Here is an 18721-nt window from a genome sequence, read left to right on the forward strand (position 1 = left end):
ACGGGCGCGAGGGCGAATGGACCGACTACAGGCGATGGCGATCTTCCTTGCGGTGGTGGAGGAGGGGGGCTTCGCATCCGCAGCGAGGAAACTGGAACTGTCGGCACCCATGGCGACACGCGCCGTGAGCGAACTCGAGAACGCGATGGGTGTACGCCTGCTGACGCGCACGACGCGCGTCGTGCGCGTCACCGAGACGGGTGCGCGCTACGCCAACGACTGCCGGCGGATCCTCGCCGACGTCGCCGAATCCGAGGAGGCCGCCGCCGGATCGCACGGTGAAGTGCGCGGACGTCTGGTGGTGACAGCGTCGAGCGTGTTCGGTCCGATGCGCGTCACGCCTATCGTCACCGAGTATCTGCGCCGCTATCCGGAAGCCGAGGTGGAATGCCGTTTCGTCGATCGCGTCGTCAACATGATCGACGAAGGCGTGGACGTGGCCGTGCGGATCGGTCCCCTCCAGGACTCCGCCTACCAGGCCCGATGTGTCGGACGCGTGCGACGCGTCGTCTGCGCCTCGCCCTGTTACGTCGCCCGCCACGGAGCGCCCTCCAGTCCGGCGGACCTCGTGGATCACACGATCGTCATGGCGAACGGCATTACGCCGTCCGTCGACTGGCGGTTCGTCGTGGGCGATCAGGCGACGGTCGTCCGCGTGCGCCCGCGCATGACGGTATCCAGCAACGAGGCCGCGATCGGCGCCGCGCTCGCCGGCTTCGGCCTGACGCGTGTCGTCTCCTACATGGTGGACGATCACCTGGCGTCGGGACGCCTGGTGGAAGTGCTGCGGGACCACGAATCGGTGCCTCTCCCCGTGCACGTGCTGCATCACGAGGGCCGGCACGCGGCGCGAAAGGTTCGCGCCTTCGTCGATCTCGCGAGCCAGTCGCTGCGCGACGACAGGCTGCTGCACTGGCAGGCGGACGCCCGCATGGCGCATGGCGATTGAACCGCGCAGCGAAAGAATCAATTGCGCACCGCGTGGTTTCCCGGGCGGGGCGATGCGTCGACACTTTCTCCACCGACACTCACACCGACCCAGGGACAACACCATGAAGCTCTACTACCACAACCTTTCCGGTCACTCGCACCGCACCCGCCTTTTCCTCGGCCTGCTCGGCGCCGACTACGAGCCGGTCTTCGTCGACCTCATGAAGGGCGAGCACAAGACGGAGTCGTTCCTGCGCATCAACCCGTTCGGACAGGTGCCCGCGCTCGTCGACGGCGACACGTCGATCGGCGATTCCAATGCGATCCTCGTCTACCTGGCGAAGAAGACGGGCCGCACCGAGTGGCTCCCGGAGACGCCGGTCGAAGCCGCCCGCGTGCAACGCTGGCTTTCCGTCGCCGCCGGCGAACTCGCCAACGGCGCGGCGGCCGCCCGTCTGGTCACCGTGTTCGGCGCGAAGCTCGATGCCGACCTCGCGATCAAGAAGGCCCATGCGCTTCTCGCCGTGATGGAGAGCGAGCTGCGGACCCGCGACTGGCTCGCCGGCGCGCAGCCCACGATCGCCGACGTCGCGCTGTACAGCTACATCTCCGCGGCACCCGAGGGCAACGTCGATACCTCCGATTACCCGAACGTGCTCGCCTGGCTCGATCGCGTGGAGGCGCTGCCGGGCTTCGTGCCGTTCGACAAGACCGCGGTCGGCCTGGTCCTGGCCTGAAGGAGGCGTGTCATGGAGACGCTACTGAATCCCGTCACCGCGTCTCCCTGGCACGAAGGCGAGCTGACGCTGCAGCGCAGCGTCGGGGTCGAGGAGCGCATGAAGATTCCGGGCCAGCGACAGATGGCCCGGGACTTCATGCCCGACCAGCATCGCGAGTTCTACGCGCAGCTGCCGTTCGTGGTGCTCGGCGCGGTGGACCCGAAGGGCGACGTCTGGGCCACGCTGCGTGCCGGCCCGGAGGGCTTCATGCACTCGCCCGATCCGCGCAGCCTCGTGTTCGATCTGCCGCGCGAGCCGCGCGATCCGGCGGACGCGGGGATGGAGGACGGCGACGGCATCGGGATGCTCGGAATCGAGCTCCACACGCGTCGACGCAACCGGCTCAACGGCAACGTCGAGCGAAAGGGCGATAGCGGATTCCGTATCGTCCCCACGCAGAGCTACGGCAACTGCCCGCAGTACATCCAGTTGCGCCAGTACCGCTTCGACGCGGCGCCGCCGGGAGATGTAACGGAGTCGAGCGGGCTCGACGAAAAGGCGCTGCGGATGATCCGCGCCGCCGACAGCTTCTATGTCGCTTCCTATGTGGTGCGCGACGGTGCGCGCCAGGTCGACGCGTCGCATCGCGGCGGCAAGCCGGGCTTCGTCCACGTCGACGACGACGGCGTCCTGACCATTCCCGATTTCTCGGGAAATCTCTTCTTCAACACGCTGGGCAACTTCCTGCTCAACCCACGCGCGGGCATGGTCTTCGTGGATTTCGCCACGGGCGACCTGCTGCAGATGACGGGCAGCGCGGAGGTCATCCTCGACGCGCCCGAGATCGCCGCGTTCGTGGGTGCGGAACGTCTGTGGCGCTTCCGTCCCGAGCGCGTGATCCACCGGCCCGCCGGCCTCCCGCTGCGTTGGCAGGACGTCGAGGGCGGCGCCTCGCCGAATGCGACGATCACCGGTAGCTGGGAGGATGCGGAGGCCCGTGTCCGGGCCGCCGAGCTGGCGCGCCAGTGGCGCCCGTATCGCGTGGAGGCCATCGTCGACGAGAGCGAGTCGATCCGCTCGTTCCATCTGTCGCCGGCGGACGGCGCGGGTCTGCCGGCGTCGCTTCCCGGCCAGCACCTGCCGATACGGGTGGCACTGCCGGGCTCGGCGGCGCCCGTGCTGCGCACGTACACCTTGTCGAGCGCGCCATCCGACCCGCGCCTGCGCATCAGCGTGAAGCGGGAAGGTGCGGTATCGAGCCACCTGCACGACGTGCTGCGCGTGGGCGACATCCTGGAGGCCCGGGCGCCCGACGGCGCGTTCACGATGGACTCGCGCGTGCGCAGGCCCGCCGTGCTGATCGCCGCGGGCGTCGGCGTGACGCCCGCGCTGGCGATGGCGCGCCATGTGGTGCGGGAGGGACTGCGCACGCGTTATCTGCGGCCTACCTGGGTGTTCCAGGCGGCGCGTTCCCGTCGCGAGCGCGCGTTCGCCGACGAGTTCGCCGCGCTGGTCGCGGAAGCGAAGGGAAGCCTGCGTCACATCCGCATCCTGGCGAACGTCGAGGGTGCGACGATCGGCAGCGACTACGACGTTGAGGGCCGCTTCAGCGCGGACCTGCTGAAGTCGACGTTGCCGTTCGACGACTACGACTTCTACGTTTGCGGACCGGCGGGTTTCATGCAGGACGTCTACGACGGCCTGCGCAAACTGAACGTTTCCGATGCCCGCATCCACGCCGAGAGTTTCGGTCCGTCGTCCCTCGCGCGGCTGCCGGATGCCGGTGCGCCCGCGGTACCCGGCGTGCCTCCTTCCACGACGTCCGTCCCCGTGCTCTTCATGGCGTCCGGGAAGGAAGCACGCTGGGCGCCCGACAGTGGCAGCCTGCTCGATCTCGCGGAACAGCGCGGACTGACACCGGAGTTCAGCTGCCGAAGCGGCACCTGTGGCAGCTGCCGCACGAAGCTCATCAGCGGTGCCGTCACGTATCCGGTTCCCACCGCCCTGAAGGTACCGGACGACGAGGTACTCATCTGCAGCGCGGTACCGGCCGAAGGCTCGGCGCCCCTGCAACTCGAACTCTGAGAACCCTTGCGATGCGTTTCATGAAGACCCGCGAACTGCGTTCCACGATCGACGCCGGCGGGACGCTGCGCCTTTCGCTGGAGGATGCCGAATTGCCTCCGCCGGGCCGCGACGAACTGGTCGTCGAGGTGCGTGCCGCGCCGGTCAATCCATCCGACCTCCGCTTGCTGTTGGGTCCGGTCGATCCGACGACACTCAGGGTCGTGGGCGAAGGCGACGGCGCGGTGGTGGAGGGCAGGGTACCGCAGGTGGCGCTGGGCAGCGTGTCGGCCCGACTCGGGCAGCGCATGCCCGTGGGCAACGAGGGCGCGGGTGTCGTCGTCGCGGCGGGAGAGGACGCGCGCCATCTCGTCGGTCGCACGGTCGCCTTCCTGACGGCGCGAGGAGCCTATGCCACGCATCGTGTGGTTTCGCTACGCGATTGCATCGTCGTCGACGACGACGTGACGCCCGAACAGGCCGCCAGCGCGTTCGTCAATCCGCTCACGGCCTTGTGCATGGTCCAGACGCTTCGGCGTGAAGGGCACACCGCGCTCGTGCATACGGTGGCCGCATCGAACCTCGGCCAGATGCTCAACCGTCTGTGCATCGCGGAAGATGTTCCGCTCGTCAACATCGTGCGCTCGGCGGAGCAGGTGGCGCTGCTTCGCGCGCAGGGCGCCCGGCACGTCGTGGACAGCTCCACCAGCGATTTCGTCCCCCGGCTGACCGATGCGGTGCGTGCGTCGGGCGCGACCCTCGCCTTCGACGCGATCGGTGGCGGTCGCACGGCATCGATCATCCTCGCCGCGATGGAGCGCGTCGGAAAGGAAACCATGACCTCGTACAGCGCCTACGGCTCGCCCGTGCGCAAGCAGGTCTTCAACTACGGGCTGCTCGATCCCGGTCCGCGCATCGTCGATCTCGACGTCGGCACCGCGTGGAGCATCGGCGGCTGGTTGATGGTCTGGGAGCTCGCGAAGCTGGATGCCGTGACGGTGGATGCGATGAAGGCGCGTGTCGCAAGGGAGATCCGCACGACGTTCGCCAGCCACTACAAGGGCGGCTTCACGCTCACCGGGTTGCTGAGCGTCGAGGCGCTGAGGGAGTGCATGCGTCGCGGCACGAACCGGAAATACCTCGTGTTGCCCAACGGCGGGAACGCGTGATGCGCTCGCGGCGGATGCTTCGGGGCGTTTATCGCGTGATCCGACAAGATCGGGCGTGTGGAGGGATCCAGAATGGCGTGCGGACCGGCGACGCCGTTACCGGCCCTGCCTCACCAGGGAGAACCAGCATGAAGTACCTCTCGTCAAACCATGGCCGCGTCGGTACGGCCGTCCTCGCCGCGTTCGCCGTCGCCTTCGTCTGCGCTCCGCTTCATGCGGCCGATACGGCGAAGCCGGTGAGCCCGGTCATCAAGATCAACGAAGCGGCGGCGACCACGCCGATCGATACGACGCCGTTGCGCGGACCGCTGAGCATGCTGTCCGGTTCGGGCGGCAACATCACGGTGCTGGTGGGTAAAGAGGGCAAGCTGCTCGTCGACGCAGGTATCGCCGTGTCGCGGCCGCGCCTCGAACCCGCGATCACCGCGCTCGGGAAGGGCCCCATCAAGTACCTGATCAACACGCACTACCACTGGGACCACACGGACGGCAATCCGTGGGTGCACGAGGATGGCGCGACCATCCTCGCGACGGCGGGCACGGTGCGCCGCGTGTCGACGTCGACGCGCGTGGACGACTGGGATTACACGTTCAAGCCGATGGCGAAGGCGGGCATCCCGACCGACGTGGTCAAGGCGAACCGGACGATCCGTTTCGACGGGCAGACCGTGGAAATCCGGCTGATCGATCCGTCGCACACGGATACCGACCTGTACGTCTTCTTCAAGGAAGCGAACGTCGCCTCGCTCGGCGATCTCTTCTGGAACGGCGTCTACCCGTTCATCGACAACGAGAACGGTGGCGGCATCGACGGCATGATCAAGGCGAACGACGCGATCCTCGCGCAGCTGAACGACGACGTCGTCCTCGTTCCTGGGCACGGTCCGGTCGGCACGAAGAAGCAACTGCAGGATTTCCGGGACATGCTCGCCGGTATCCGCGACAACGTCGCCGCGCTGAAGAAGCAGGGCAAGTCGCGGGATGAAGTCATCGCGGCCAAGCCCACCGCGAAGTACGACGCCGTCTACGGGCATTTCGTGATCGACCCGGATTTCTTCACCCGGATCGTCTACGACGGCCTGAAGTAGGCCCGTCCGGGCCATCCGTCCCGCGGAGCGCCGCAGCGCTCCGCGGGCCCTCTTGACTCTCGACCTATATCAAGGGTCTAGACTTTATTCATGACCACTCAATCCGCCCTCACCATCGGCCGCATCGCGCGCAGCGCGGGTGTCGCCATCGACACGATCCGGTTCTACGAGCGGGAAGGGCTGCTGCCCGAGCCCCGCCGCCGGCCTTCCGGCTACAGGGAGTACGACGCCAGCGCCGTGGCGCGCCTGCGCTTCATCCGCAAGGCGAAGGACCTCGGGTTCACGCTCGACGAGATCCGCGAACTTCTCGCCCTGTCCACCGACCGGCAGGGCGGCGTCGAAGGCGTGCGGGAACGGGCGAGCACCCGGCTGCGTGCGATCGACGACCGCATCGCGGAACTTCAGCGGGTGCGCGCGGGGCTGGCCGAGCTGGTGGATGCCTGTCCCGGTCACGGTGCGCCCGAGGATTGTCCGATCCTCAAGGCCCTCGTGGAGCCGGTCGCATGAGCCACGGCTGCTGTTCGCACGACACCGCTCACGCCACCACGACCGTGCTGGATCCCGTCTGCGGCATGACCGTGGACCCGGCGAAGACGGCGCACCACGCCACGCACGAGGGCCACGAATACCACTTCTGCAGCGCACGCTGCCGCGAGCGCTTCGTCGCCGCGCCGGCCACGTTCCTGGCGCCGAAGCCCGCGCCGGCCGACGTCCCGGCCGGCACCGTCTACACCTGCCCGATGCACCCGGAAGTGCGCCAGGTCGGCCCGGGATCGTGCCCGAAGTGCGGCATGGCGCTCGAACCGGCGATGCCGTCGCTGGACGACGACGATGGCGAGGTGCGCTCGCTCGGGCGTCGCCTCGCCGCCCTCGTGGCGCTGACGCTGCCTGTGCTCGTCGTGGCGATGGGCCCGCACCTGTTCGGCTGGATGTGGCCGGAACCCTGGGCGAGCGCGGCGCGGTGGATCGAAGCCGTGCTGGCGACCGTCGTCGTGCTTTGGGGCGGTGCGCCGTTCTTCGCGCGCGGCTGGCGTTCGCTCGTGCCGTGGTCGCCGAACATGTACACGCTGATCGCGCTGGGCACGGGCGTCGCGTGGGTCTACAGCGCGGTCGCGTTCGTGGCGCCGTCGTTGTTCCCGGCATCCCTGCGCGACATGCACGGCCATGTCGCAGTCTATTTCGAATCCGCGGCCGTGATCGTCGCGCTGGTGACGCTGGGCGACTTCCTCGAACTGCGTGCACGTCGGCGGACGGGCGAAGCCCTGCGCGGACTCCTCGGCCTCGTGCCGAAGACCGCCCGGCGCATCGACGCCGATGGGTCGGAGCACGACGTGCCGCTGGAAGCGCTGCGGGTCGGCGATACGCTGCGCGTGCGCCCGGGCGAGAAGGTGCCCGCGGATGGCGACGTGGTCGACGGCGAGAGCCATGTCGACGAATCGATGCTGACCGGCGAACCCATGCCGGTGGCGAAGAAGGCGCACGACCGGCTCACCGGCGGCACGCAGAACCAGCACGGCGCCCTGACGATGCGCGTCGGGCATGTCGGTGCCGACACGGTGCTCTCGCGCATCGTCGCGATGGTGGCCGAAGCCCAGCGTTCGCGCGCGCCGCTGCAGCGACTGGCCGACCGGGTGGCCGCCTGGTTCGTGCCGGCGGTGGTGGTCATCGCGCTCGCCGCGTTCGTGGCCTGGTGGTTGCTCGGTCCCGAACCCGTCCTCGCGCATGCGCTCGTGGCCGCGGTGTCCGTGCTGATCGTGGCGTGCCCGTGCGCGCTGGGTCTCGCCACGCCGATGTCGATCATGGTGGCGAGCGGCCGTGGTGCCGGCGCGGGCGTGCTGTTTCGCGACGCGGCCGCGATCGAGCGCCTGCGCGAGGTCGACGTCCTGGTGTTCGACAAGACGGGCACGCTCACCGAAGGTCGTCCGGTGGTCACGGAGATCGTGACGTTCGCTCGCGACCGCGCGGAGTCGCTCGCGCTGGCGGCGGCACTGGAGCGTCCGAGCGAGCATCCGCTGGCGCGGGCCATCGTCGCGGCCGCGGAAGCCGAGGGTCTGGCGACATCCGCCGTTTCCGGCTTCCGCGTCGCCGTGGGACGCGGCGTGTCGGGTCGCGTCGACGGTCATGACCTCGCGTTGGGGAATGCGCGACTGATGGACGACGAGCGCGTCGAGATCGGCGCGGCGCACGACGCCGCGGACCGCGCCCGGCGCAAGGGCGCCACGGCGATGTATCTCGCGATCGACGGACGGCTCGCGGCGCTGATCTGCCTCGCGGACGCGGTGAAGCCGTCGACGGCGCCCGCGCTCGAGGCTTTGCGCGAGGCGGGCGTGCGCCTGGTGATGGCCACGGGCGACAACGAGGCGACGGCGAGGGCGCTGGCGGCGTCGCTGCCGATCGACGAGGTGCACGCGGGTGTCTCGCCGGAGGACAAGGCGCGTCTCGTCGCCGCGCTGAAATCCGACGGAGCGGTGGTCGCGATGGCCGGCGACGGCGTCAACGACGCGCCCGCGCTCGCGGCCGCCGATATCGGCATCGGCATGGGCGACGGCAGCGACATCGCGATCCAGAGCGCGTCCGTGACGCTGCTCAAGGGTGATCTCGCCGGCATCGCGCGCGCACGGGCGCTGTCGGAGGCGACCGTGAAGAACATCCGCCAGAACCTGTTCTTCGCGTTCGTCTACAACGCCATCGGCGTGCCGCTCGCGGCCGGCGCGCTGTATCCGTTGTTCGGTATCACGCTGTCGCCCATGTTCGCCGCGCTGGCGATGAGCCTGAGTTCGGTGTCGGTGGTGGGCAACGCGTTGCGGTTGCGTTCCGAGAAGATCTGACGGAGTCGCGGCGCCGGATCGCCGATGCGATCGGCTCCCACCCTCCGATAGCTGCGTAGCTACCGGAGGGTGGGAGCCGATCGTATCGGCGATGGGAACCCGAGACGGTCGCCGTGTCAGCGAACGTCGAACGAAGGCGGTGCGTCCGACGCCTTCGATGCCCACGCCTTGTTCGGCTTCGTCGAGAGATCGAACTCGAGCCTGCCGCCCTTGAGCGCGAAATCCTCCGGCAGCCACGAGCGGGCGGACGGCTTGCCGTTCACCTTCAGCGCGACGACGTACGGCTTGCCCGCCCCGGCATTCGGCGCCTCGATCACGACGTCGCCGTTCGCGCGATGGATCGTCGCGCGCCTGAAGAGCGGACTGCCCACCACGAGCTCCGCGCGACCCGGAATGGCCGGGTAGACGCCGAGCGACGCGAACACGTACCACGACGACATCTCGCCCAGGTCGTCGTTGCCCGGGATGCCGTTGGGTGCGTTCAGCCAGATCGTGTCGAGCACGCGGCGGACGAGTTCCTGCGTCTTCCAGGGCTGGCCGGCGTAGTTGTAGAGCCACGGCGTGCCGATGGACGGCTCGTTGTCGAGTTCCGCATGCAGCGGACCGGACTTCGTCACCGCGAAGCTGCCGTCGGGCTGGTAGAAGAACGCGTCGAGACGCTTGCGCGCCTTTTCGCGACCGCCCATCGCGTCGAACAGGCCGCCGACGTTGAAGGGCACCATCCACACGTACTGCGCGGCGCTGCCTTCGACGAAGCCGTCGCCCGTGGCGGGCGTGAACGCATGGGCTTCCTTGTCGTCGTCGTCCTTCACCAGCGCCCAGGTGCCGTCCGCGTTGCGGTTGCGGATGTAGCCGCCCTCCGGCGTGGCCTGCGGATCGAACAGGTTGCGCCAGTACTGCGCACGATCGAGGAATCGTTTCGACGTGGCGTCGTCACCGAGGCGCTGTGCAAGCGCGCTGATACCGAACTCGGCGGCGACCGTTTCGAGCGTGTCGGCCGCCGGACCCCAGGCGGGTGCGCCGACCGGGATGTAATGCAGCTTGAGCCACGCGTCGAGACCGGGACGCTGGCCGACGCATTCGACTTCGCAGCCGTCGTGCGACGTATCGAGTGCCGTGGGGTTGTCCGCGGCATGCACCAGCGAGGCGAGGGCGCCCTTCGCGTCGAACCCGCGCGCGCCGAAGGCGTGGATACCGGCGATCGATGGCGCCGCCGGGTCGCCGTTCATCACGTGCGTGCCGCCGTTGTTGTGCGTCCAGCGATCCCACACCCCGTTGTTCTGCTGCGCCTGGTTGAAGAGGCTCTGCGCGATGTCGCTCGCGGTGTCCGGCTCCAGCCACGCGACCAGCGGCAGCTGCGAGCGGTAGACGTCCCAACCGGAGAAGTTCGCGTACTGCGCCCTCTGCATGCCGGCGACGCGATGCACCTTGTCGTCGAATCCCCGATATTCGCCGTTGACGTCGCTGAAGACGTTCGGATGCATCAGCGAGTGGTAGAGCGCGGTGTAGAACACCGTGCGCTGGTCGGGCGTGCCGCCTTCGATGTCGATGCGGGACAGGCGCTCGTTCCACGCGGCGACGGCCTTGTCGCGCAGGGACTCGAACGTCGTGCCCTTCGCGATCTCGGCGTCGAGGTTCGCCTGCGCGTTCGCGGCGCTCACGTACGAGATGCCGACGCGCACGTTGACGGCGCCGGTGCCCTTGGCGAATCCCACCCATGCGCCCGAACCCTTGCCGGCTTCGGGAAATCCCTTCGGGCCGTAACCCGTGCCGCCCTCGGCGTGCGTGCCACCCTTCGTGACCGTGGTGTCCTGCCAGGCGCCGGTCGAGGCGAAGGGCTGGTCGAATTCCGCCACGAAGTAGAGGGTGTAGTAGCTGCGGCGGTCCGCCTCGTTGATGTAGCCGCAGAAGTTGCCGCTGGTCACCTGGCCGCTGACGCGGCGGTTGGCCGCGTCGACCGTGACGGATGCGCGCTCCGATCCCACTTCCGAATCCGACGCCCGCACGAGGACGTTCGCCGGCTTGCCGGCGGGGAAGGCGAACCGTGCCGCGCCCGAATGCAACGCGGCGGTGAGGTCGGCCGTCACGCCGTTGTCGAGAGCGACGCGGTAGTGGCCGGCTTTCGCGGTTTCGTTGGCGTGCGAGAACTTCGACGCATACGCATGGCGGAAGTCGGTCGACGGCGACGCGACGATGTCTTCCGTGACCGGCATCAAGGGCACATCGCCCGACGCGCCGGCGCAGCCCCAGCCTTCGACATTGGTCAGGCTGAATCCGCGGATCGCATCGGCACGGTATTCGTAACCGCCCGGCGCGGCGATCGGCGCCTTCTTGCCCGGCAGCGGCGACGCCTCGGGACTGAACTGCAACATGCCGAACGGCACGACCGCGCCCGGAAAGACGTTGCCACCGTTCGTGGTGCCGATCAGCGGGTTGACGAGGTCGGCGGGGCCCGACGACGCGGCGGCGACGGCGGGGACGAGGGCGGCGGCGAGGGCGATCGGACGAAACACGCGCAAGGGGAGTTCTCCGTGGGACCGGTATTTATATCGATTGAAATCGTTGGCGGACCGGATGTCCCGTGCCATGGGTCATGGTGACGTCGGAGCGGACCTGGCCGCGACACAGGATGTCCCTGTTGGAGCGGACCTGGCCGCGACACAGGATGTCGCTGTTGGAGCGGACCTGGCCGCGATGGCCGCTCGCGGCGGTATGTGGTCTTGCGCGCCAGCTCCAGGGCACGGCGAAAGGCTGTCGCGGCCAGGTCCGCTCCCACAAGGGCATGCGGAAGCTGTCGCGGCCGGGTCCGCTCCCACAGGCGATTTACCAGAGGATGCCGTTCACCGGCTTGCACGGCTCCAGGCCGTGGTTTTCGCCGAGGGCGTCGCGCAGGTCGATCTCGATGGCCTGCGTGAGGGTGGTCAGCGGCACGTCGTCTTCCAGGTTCTCGAACGGATTCTGGATGTCGTTGCCGATCTGTAGCAGCGCGAGGAACAGGAAGCCCGCCACCGTCGAGCCGAGCGGCGTGTACAGGCCCAGCGTCTCGACCAGGCCCAGCGGCAGCAGCAGGCAGAAGCCGTGCGTGAAGATCGCCGGGTAGGTGGCGTACTGCTGCGGAAGCGGCGTGTTCTTGATGCGTTCCATGCCGCCTTGCGCGTTCGAGATGTCCGACAGCGTGCGCGCGATGGTCGCCAGCAGGATCGGGTCCGGGCGCGAGTCGGCGATCAGTCCGGCGGTACGGGCATGGATCGCGTTGGGCACGTTGGCGACGGTGCGCAACGCGCTGAGGTCGGCGGTCGGCAGGCGGTGGGCGAGTTCGTCCCACGGCTGCTGGCGTCGCAGGTGCAGCCGCAGCGCGTGTACGTACGCGATCTGCCGGTGGATCACATCCTTCGCGAGGCCGCGGTCGGGCAGCAGCGTGAGGGCCTCTCGGGCGAGCGTGCGCGACGCGTTGACCATCGCGCCCCACAGCGTGCGGGCCTCCCACCAGCGCGCGTACGCGGTGGTGTTGCGGAAGCTCAGGTACACCGCGACCGCGGAGCCGAGCAGGGTGAGCGGCAGCGCGGGGAATTCCACCCAGTGGGCGCCCACGAAGTACCAGAACGCCGTGACCGCGATGTCCCACGCGAGCAGCCAGACCAGCGGCCGCCCGACGTAACGCAGGATGTGTCCGAGGTGAGCCCGCCCCGGAACGATCATCCGCGGCTTTCCCGGCGGATCGCGTCCGCGAGCGGAAGGAAGCGGTCGGACTCCGCGTCGAGGACCGACACGGTGCCTTCGCCGATGTCGTAGACCCAGCCGTGCAGCTGGATCGCCTCGTTGGCCAGCGCGGCCGCCACGGCCGGATGCGTGCGCAGGTGGACGAGCTGCAGGCGCACGTTTTCCTCGATCACGGCGCCGATGGCCTCGGGCCCTTCGATCTTGCGCGCGAACACGGCGCTGCGGGCGGCCTGCGCGTTGCGCAGCCACGCCTCAACCGTCGGCAGGTCTTTCGTGGATTCGGGGTTGAGCAGGCCCTTCATCGCGCCGCAGTCGCTATGGCCGCAGATGACGACGTGGCGCACGCGCAGCACCGCGACCGCGAATTCGACGACGGCGGACACGCCACCGAGCATCTCGCCGTAGCCAGGCACGATGTTGCCGATATTGCGGCAGACGAAGAGTTCGCCCGGCTGGGTCTGCGTGATCATCTCCGGCACCACGCGCGAGTCCGCGCAGGTGATGAAGAGCGTGTGAGGACTCTGGCCTTCGGCCAGTTCGCTGAACAGCTGCTGGGTTTCCGGGAAGACGTTCCGACTGAAGTCTTCGACGCCCTTCAACAGGCCGACGAGGCTGTCGTCGCTGGGGGTTTCCTGGCTCATGGCTTCACCTTCGACATGTGCGCCGTGCGAATGCATGGCGGCTCGAACGGGAAGTTTAAGCCAAAGCGGGCGGGACGGAATGCGTGAGGGTATGGAGCGGCTGACGTGGGAACCGATCCGGCCGTGTGACGCTGTCGCGAGAAGCCACGCGAAAAGCCATCGCGCCCAGGTGCGCTCCTACGGCGAGGAGGGAGCGCACCGGGTGCCGTGGAGGCCTTACGCCTCCACGTCTTCCTTGTAGGCGTCGATCGGGATGCAGGCGCACATCACGTTCTTGTCGCCGTAGACGTTGTCGACTCGCGACACCGGCGGCCAGTACTTCGACAGCTTCAGCGACGGCAGCGGGAACGCCGCCAGCTCGCGCGGGTACGCGTGGGTCCACTCGCTGCCCGTCACCATGGTGGCGGTGTGCGGGGCGTTGCGCAGCGGGTTGTCCTCGCGATCCAGACGGCCGTCCTGCACCGCGGCGATCTCTTCGCGGATCTGGATCATGGCGTCGATGAAGCGGTCCAGCTCGTGCAGCGATTCGCTCTCGGTCGGCTCGACCATCAGCGTGCCCGCGACGGGGAAGCTCAGGGTCGGCGCGTGGAAGCCGAAATCGATGAGGCGCTTGGCGACGTCTTCCGCACCGACGCCCGTGGCGTCCTTGAGCGGACGCAGGTCGAGGATGCACTCGTGCGCCACCAGGCCGTTACGGCCGGTGTAGAGCGTCTTGAAGTACGGCTCGAGGCGCTTGGCCACGTAGTTGGCGTTGAGCAGCGCGACCTGGGTCGCCTTGCGCAGGCCTTCCGTGCCCATCAGCGTGATGTACATCCACGAGATCGGCAGGATGGATGCCGAACCGAACGTGGCCGCGCTGACCATGCCCACCTCGCCCTCGCCGCCGAAAGCGCGCGGCAGGAAGGGAGCCAGGTGCGACTTGACCGCGCACGGGCCGACGCCCGGGCCGCCGCCGCCGTGCGGGATGCAGAACGTCTTGTGCAGGTTCAGGTGCGAGACGTCCGAACCCCACTTGCCCGGCTTGGCGAGGCCGACCAGCGCGTTCATGTTGGCGCCGTCGGTGTAGACCTGGCCGCCGTGCTTGTGGACGGCTTCGCAGATCGCCACGACGTCTTCCTCGAACACGCCATGCGTGGACGGGTAGGTGATCATGATCGCGGCGAGGCGGTCGGCGTACTTCTCGGCCTTCTCGCGGATGTCGTCGACATCGACGTTGCCGTTGGCGTCGCAGCGCGTGACCACGACCGTCATGCCGCACATCTGCGCCGACGCCGGGTTGGTGCCGTGCGCCGATTCCGGAATGAGGCAGATGTCGCGATGGCCTTCGCCGCGCGAGCGGTGGTAGGCGCGGATCGCGAGCAGGCCCGCGTATTCGCCCTGCGCGCCGGAGTTCGGCTGCAGGCTGACGGCGTCGTAGCCGGTGCACTCGACCAGCATGGCTTCGAGTTCGTCGATCAGCTGCTTGTAGCCCTGCGCCTGGTCGGCGGGCGCCAGCGGATGGATGTTGGCGAACTCCGGCCACGTCACCGGGATCATCTCGGCGGTGGCGTTGAGCTTCATGGTGCACGAGCCCAGCGGGATCATCGTGCGGTCGAGCGCGAGGTCCTTGTCGGCCAGGCCGCGCAGGTAGCGCAGCAGTTCGTGCTCGCTGTGGTGCGTATTGAACACCGGGTGCTGGAGGAAATCGACGTCGCGCAACAGGCCCTGGGGCAGCGCGTCGGGCGTGGCGACGTCGAGCGCGTCGATGTCGTTCGCGTCCGCGCCGAAGAGGCCGGCGAGCGTGACGATGTCGGCGCGCGTGGTGGTCTCGTCGAGCGAGATGCCGACGCTGGAAGCGTCGATCGCGCGCAGGTTGACGCGAGCGGCGGCGGCCTTCGCGTGCAGCGCCTTCGCGTCGACGCCCGTCACGTGCAGCGTGTCGAAGTAATCGCCGCCGACCGAGACGCCGGCCTTGCCCAGCGCGCCGGCGAGGATCGCCGCGAGGCGATGCGTGCGACGCGCGATGCGGACGAGGCCTTCCGGACCGTGATACACGGCGTACATGCTCGCCATCACGGCCAGCAGCACCTGCGCGGTGCAGATGTTGGACGTGGCCTTCTCGCGGCGGATGTGCTGCTCGCGGGTCTGCAGTGTGAGGCGGTAGGCCGGCTTGCCCTCGGTATCGATCGAGACGCCGATGAGGCGGCCCGGCATCGAGCGCTTGTAGGCGTCGCGGCAGGCGAGGTAGGCGGCATGCGGGCCGCCGAAGCCGAACGGCACGCCGAAGCGCTGCGTGTTGCCGACCACGATGTCCGCGCCCCAGCTGCCCGGCGAGGCGATGAGGGTGAGGGCGAGCAGATCGGTGGCGACGCAGACGACGGCGCCGCGCGCGTGCGTGGCCTCCGCAAGGGCCTTGTAATCGTTGATGCGGCCGTAGGTGTTCGGGTACTGCAGCAGGATGCCGAAGCTGTCGACCGTGCCGGCCTCGGCGTCCGGACCGACGTGCAGTTCGATGCCGACGCCGTCGGCGCGCGTGCGCAGCACGTCGAGCGTCTGCGGATGGACGTCCTGCGAGACGAAGAAGACGTTCGACTTCGACTTGCCGGAACGCTTCGCCAGCGTCATCGCCTCGGCGGCCGCGGTGCCCTCGTCGAGCAGCGACGCGTTGGAGATGTCCATGCCGGTGAGGTCGGCCACCATCGTCTGGAAGTTGATCAGGGCTTCCATGCGGCCTTGCGAGATTTCCGCCTGGTACGGCGTGTACGCCGTGTACCACGCCGGGTTCTCGAGCACGTTGCGCAGGATGACGTTCGGGGTGAGCGTGCCGTAATAGCCCTGGCCGATGAAGCTGCGGAACACGGTGTTCCTGTCGGCGATGGCGCGGATCTTCGCCAGCGCTTCTTCTTCCGTCACGGCGCGCGGCAGCGAGAGCGGGGCGGGGGACTTGATCGAGCCGGGAACGATGGCGTCGGTCAGGGCGTCCAGCGAGGCATGGCCGACCACGGCCAGCATGTCGCCGATCTCGGCGTCGTTGGGGCCGATGTGGCGTTCGATGAACGCGCCATGGTGCTCGAGGTCGCGCAGCGAAGGAGAGGTTTTCTGGCTCATGGGAGGCATCCGGAAGAACGCGCCGTGCCGGCACGTGGGGCGCCCCTCTGTCCTTTTGCCTGAGAGTTTGGAGGCGGGAAGCCTCTTGCACCTTCGGCGCCGGATCGAACCGGTCTCTCCAGAGTGATGACCGCGCGGTGGTATGGGGGCCTGAGCGATTACGGGCGTTGCGCCTTCGGCAGCGGGTCCGTCCGCTTCTCCCACCGAGCTTTACCACGCCGATTATACAGGCAGGCCGCCAGCCGTGTTCGCCGGACGCCGGAACGCGGCGTCCGGTCCCGAGCCGGGTAGGGCGGTGACGTGGTGCCGTGTCGGGATCCGGGCCAGCGTCGCATGCCGGTCGCCTCGTGTCCGGGTCGGGCTGCTTCCATCTCCAGCGATCGGGCTGCGAACGGCGGTGAACATGGTGCGCCGGTTCTCAACGCTCTCCGTGATCTGATGAGAGTGTTCTCACGCGGCGATGAAATCGCGGGAATAACGTCGTCTCCGGACTACACAAGGAGGTCCCCCATGAAACTCCCCCCGTGCATCCCCGCCCTGTCCGTCGCCATCGCCGCCTCGCTGTCCGCGACGGCTTCCGCCCACACCGATCCTGCCGCGCCCACCCTGATCACCTTCGGCGACGACGGCGCGGCCACGTCCGCCAGCCGCCTGACGCCCGAACGCATCGACGCCCTCGCGTCGGCCCCGGCGGGCACCGTGCTATCCGAGCTGGACACCGCCACGTTGCCCCTCTCCGCCGCCGAGTCGACGACGCTCCGGCAGCTGTTCTCGAAGGGCGTTCCGGTCCTGCTCCACATGGATCAGGCCGGCCCCGCCGACCTCGCGCGGGTGACCGAGATCTTCGGTATCGCGCCGACAGGCGGCGATGTCGTCCTGCGCCGTCGCGATGACGGCGGAATCCGCGTCTACGCGCCGACGGCAGGGGCCGACGACGCCGACCTGCTCCTGGCCATGGCCACCGATCGCGATGCCTCTTCGCATGCGACACCGGCCCCGGCGATCCAGGGCAGGGACGTGGCGCGCTTCTCCGCTCGGCTGGAAAGCGCGACCGCAGGCGACACCCCGCTGCTGCCCGCGCGGCATTTCGACGTGAACTTCGTGGACGCCGCCGGCGAGGTCTCGGGCGTCACCGGGATCGACGTGCTGCGTAGTCGCACGGCGGCCGCGGACATCAAGTTCGTCACGATCACCTCCAAGGCGACGGTGACCACCGCGAAGAACGGGATCAGCGACGGAAAGCTGACCGGACAGAACCTCTGGGCGACATGGCTTCCCACGCGTTATCGGGTAGCTCACTCGATCGACGCGGATGGTGCTACGCCGGTGTACGTGGACCACTTTCCCCTCACCGACGGCAGGACGGAGTTCACGCAGACGGATACGAAGATGCGCGGATTCACGGTCGGCGGCTCCACGGGATCCGAGGTCAGTCATTCGGGCAAGCCGGACGAGCTGCTCGCGGCGAAATTGCCGTTCAACCTGTCGTTCGGTTATGAGCACAAGTGGCAGTCCAGTGTCACCACCACCTTCAAGGACTATTCGCTGCTCGCCGCGCCCGAGGCCAACCGGTCGGTCCGCTGGACCGCGCTGCTGGCGCCCAAACTGATCAACGTGCTGGTGAAACGCGTGCGTGCGAACGAGCCGCAACTCACCGAGGAGTGGATGACGCCGATGATGCGTTCGGCGACACTGGAAACGCTGTCGCAGTGGAAGCTGCCGGGTGGCTTCGAGGGCATGGCGACCGTCACGGTGGCCGCCGGCTACACGCTGGATCGCAATGAGTGGCGCTGGAAACGGGTCGATCTGGTGCACACGTTCGCGCAGGACGAGCGCGACGTTCCGGCATCGTTCGCGATCGACATGTCCGATCCCTACCTTTCGGCGGAGACCACCGTGCTGATCCGTTCCGCGGTCGGTTCGGGGCCGTGCCTCACCGGGGGCGACGTGGTCGGGCTCGCCCCGTGCAACGTCACGGACAGGCGGCAGATGTGGGGTCTCGACGCGGCGAAGCGATACGTGAACCGGGCCACGGGGCGCTGCCTCGCGACACAGCCCGCCAGCGGCAACGTCGTCACCGAGGCATGTGAGAACGTCACGTTCGAGAAGCAGTGGCAATGGCGGGCCGATCGCCTGCACTCGCTCGTCGACCACGGGCGTTACCGCCTGTACGTCGAGAACGGGCAGGTACGCTTCCAGGCGCCGCCGGGACGGTTCCAGGACTACCCGGTGAACCCCTTCGCGACGCCACTCGAACCGTGGACCAACTACCCGAACGCGCCGCGCCCGGGCGTGGACCTGCAGCCGGCACCGGCCGGCTCGCGGCCCATTCCCATCGACGACGCGTGGGCATCGTTCGCACCGGTCAGCGACGACCAGCGCTGGTACGTCGAAGTGCTCCGGCAGGGGCTCTGAGGCGACGACGTGGCGATGGATGCCATCGCCACGTCGATTCCGCTCAGTGGGTACCGCGCA

12 protein-coding genes and 1 riboswitch are annotated in these 18721 nt (G+C 68.5%); of the genes, 8 read left to right on the plus strand and 4 right to left on the minus strand.

Features of this window, described 5'->3' with window-relative positions; all coding sequences use genetic code 11:
- Positions 1-34: 34 nt before the first annotated feature.
- The 7 genes from BMW54_RS02500 (at position 35) to BMW54_RS02530 (ending at position 8798) form a co-directional block, all read left to right on the plus strand.
- Positions 35-949: a LysR family transcriptional regulator gene (locus tag BMW54_RS02500; RefSeq protein ID WP_254779224.1), complete on the plus strand. Its 915-nt coding sequence runs from the start codon at positions 35-37 to the stop codon at positions 947-949.
- 103 nt (positions 950-1052) lie between these two features.
- Positions 1053-1667 carry a glutathione S-transferase family protein gene (locus tag BMW54_RS02505; RefSeq protein ID WP_090052724.1) on the plus strand — a complete coding sequence of 205 codons (615 nt, stop codon included), beginning with the start codon at positions 1053-1055 and terminating at the stop codon, positions 1665-1667.
- A gap of 12 nt (positions 1668-1679) precedes the next feature.
- Entirely contained in the window at positions 1680-3734 is a 2055-nt protein-coding gene (locus BMW54_RS02510) for a 2Fe-2S iron-sulfur cluster-binding protein (protein ID WP_090052726.1), read from the plus strand.
- A 20-nt stretch (positions 3735-3754) separates the two neighbouring features.
- A complete protein-coding gene (locus BMW54_RS02515; protein WP_139206016.1) occupies positions 3755-4882 on the plus strand; it encodes an MDR/zinc-dependent alcohol dehydrogenase-like family protein in 1128 nt (375 codons plus the stop codon).
- Between the two features lie 128 nt (positions 4883-5010).
- The gene (locus tag BMW54_RS02520) at positions 5011-5970 is read left to right on the plus strand and encodes an MBL fold metallo-hydrolase (protein ID WP_175472736.1); all 960 of its coding nucleotides are present in this window, start codon (positions 5011-5013) and stop codon (positions 5968-5970) included.
- 90 nt (positions 5971-6060) lie between these two features.
- On the plus strand, positions 6061-6477 hold the full coding sequence (locus tag BMW54_RS02525; RefSeq protein WP_090052732.1) for a heavy metal-responsive transcriptional regulator: 417 nt from the start codon (positions 6061-6063) through the stop codon (positions 6475-6477).
- Entirely contained in the window at positions 6474-8798 is a 2325-nt protein-coding gene (locus BMW54_RS02530; protein ID WP_090052734.1) for a heavy metal translocating P-type ATPase, read from the plus strand. The genes BMW54_RS02525 and BMW54_RS02530 overlap by 4 nt, the downstream gene beginning before the upstream one ends.
- Before the next feature lie 116 nt (positions 8799-8914).
- On the opposite strand, the gene BMW54_RS02535 is transcribed toward BMW54_RS02530, so the two are convergent.
- The 4 genes from BMW54_RS02535 to gcvP form a co-directional block, all read right to left on the minus strand.
- A complete protein-coding gene (locus BMW54_RS02535; RefSeq protein WP_254779226.1) occupies positions 8915-11311 on the minus strand; it encodes a GH92 family glycosyl hydrolase in 2397 nt (798 codons plus the stop codon).
- A gap of 310 nt (positions 11312-11621) precedes the next feature.
- Positions 11622-12497, minus strand: coding sequence for a bestrophin family protein (locus BMW54_RS02540; RefSeq protein WP_090052738.1), 876 nt, complete (start codon positions 12495-12497; stop codon positions 11622-11624).
- Complete coding sequence (locus tag BMW54_RS02545) at positions 12494-13159, minus strand: carbonic anhydrase (protein ID WP_090055614.1); 666 nt, start codon at positions 13157-13159, stop codon at positions 12494-12496. The genes BMW54_RS02540 and BMW54_RS02545 overlap by 4 nt, the downstream gene beginning before the upstream one ends.
- A gap of 216 nt (positions 13160-13375) precedes the next feature.
- Positions 13376-16255: an aminomethyl-transferring glycine dehydrogenase gene (gcvP, locus tag BMW54_RS02550; RefSeq protein WP_090052740.1), complete on the minus strand. Its 2880-nt coding sequence runs from the start codon at positions 16253-16255 to the stop codon at positions 13376-13378.
- Between the two features lie 28 nt (positions 16256-16283).
- Positions 16284-16378: riboswitch (glycine riboswitch) on the minus strand.
- A 378-nt stretch (positions 16379-16756) separates the two neighbouring features.
- Between gcvP and BMW54_RS02555 the strand changes: the two genes are divergently transcribed.
- Entirely contained in the window at positions 16757-18661 is a 1905-nt protein-coding gene (locus BMW54_RS02555; RefSeq protein ID WP_090052741.1) for an RICIN domain-containing protein, read from the plus strand.
- Positions 18662-18721: the final 60 nt, after the last annotated feature.

The organism is Luteibacter sp. 329MFSha, from assembly GCF_900111665.1.
Taxonomy (GTDB): domain Bacteria; phylum Pseudomonadota; class Gammaproteobacteria; order Xanthomonadales; family Rhodanobacteraceae; genus Luteibacter.

Coding starts and splice junctions, on each gene's coding strand:
- BMW54_RS02500 (WP_254779224.1), top strand. CDS start 35: ATGGCGATCTTCCTTGCGGTGGTGGAGGAGGGGGGCTTCGCATCCGCA.
- BMW54_RS02505 (WP_090052724.1), top strand. CDS start 1,053: ATGAAGCTCTACTACCACAACCTTTCCGGTCACTCGCACCGCACCCGC.
- BMW54_RS02510 (WP_090052726.1), top strand. CDS start 1,680: ATGGAGACGCTACTGAATCCCGTCACCGCGTCTCCCTGGCACGAAGGC.
- BMW54_RS02515 (WP_139206016.1), top strand. CDS start 3,755: ATGAAGACCCGCGAACTGCGTTCCACGATCGACGCCGGCGGGACGCTG.
- BMW54_RS02520 (WP_175472736.1), top strand. CDS start 5,011: ATGAAGTACCTCTCGTCAAACCATGGCCGCGTCGGTACGGCCGTCCTC.
- BMW54_RS02525 (WP_090052732.1), top strand. CDS start 6,061: ATGACCACTCAATCCGCCCTCACCATCGGCCGCATCGCGCGCAGCGCG.
- BMW54_RS02530 (WP_090052734.1), top strand. CDS start 6,474: ATGAGCCACGGCTGCTGTTCGCACGACACCGCTCACGCCACCACGACC.
- BMW54_RS02540 (WP_090052738.1), bottom strand. CDS start 12,497: ATGATCGTTCCGGGGCGGGCTCACCTCGGACACATCCTGCGTTACGTC.
- BMW54_RS02545 (WP_090055614.1), bottom strand. CDS start 13,159: ATGAGCCAGGAAACCCCCAGCGACGACAGCCTCGTCGGCCTGTTGAAG.
- gcvP (WP_090052740.1), bottom strand. CDS start 16,255: ATGCCTCCCATGAGCCAGAAAACCTCTCCTTCGCTGCGCGACCTCGAG.
- BMW54_RS02555 (WP_090052741.1), top strand. CDS start 16,757: ATGAAACTCCCCCCGTGCATCCCCGCCCTGTCCGTCGCCATCGCCGCC.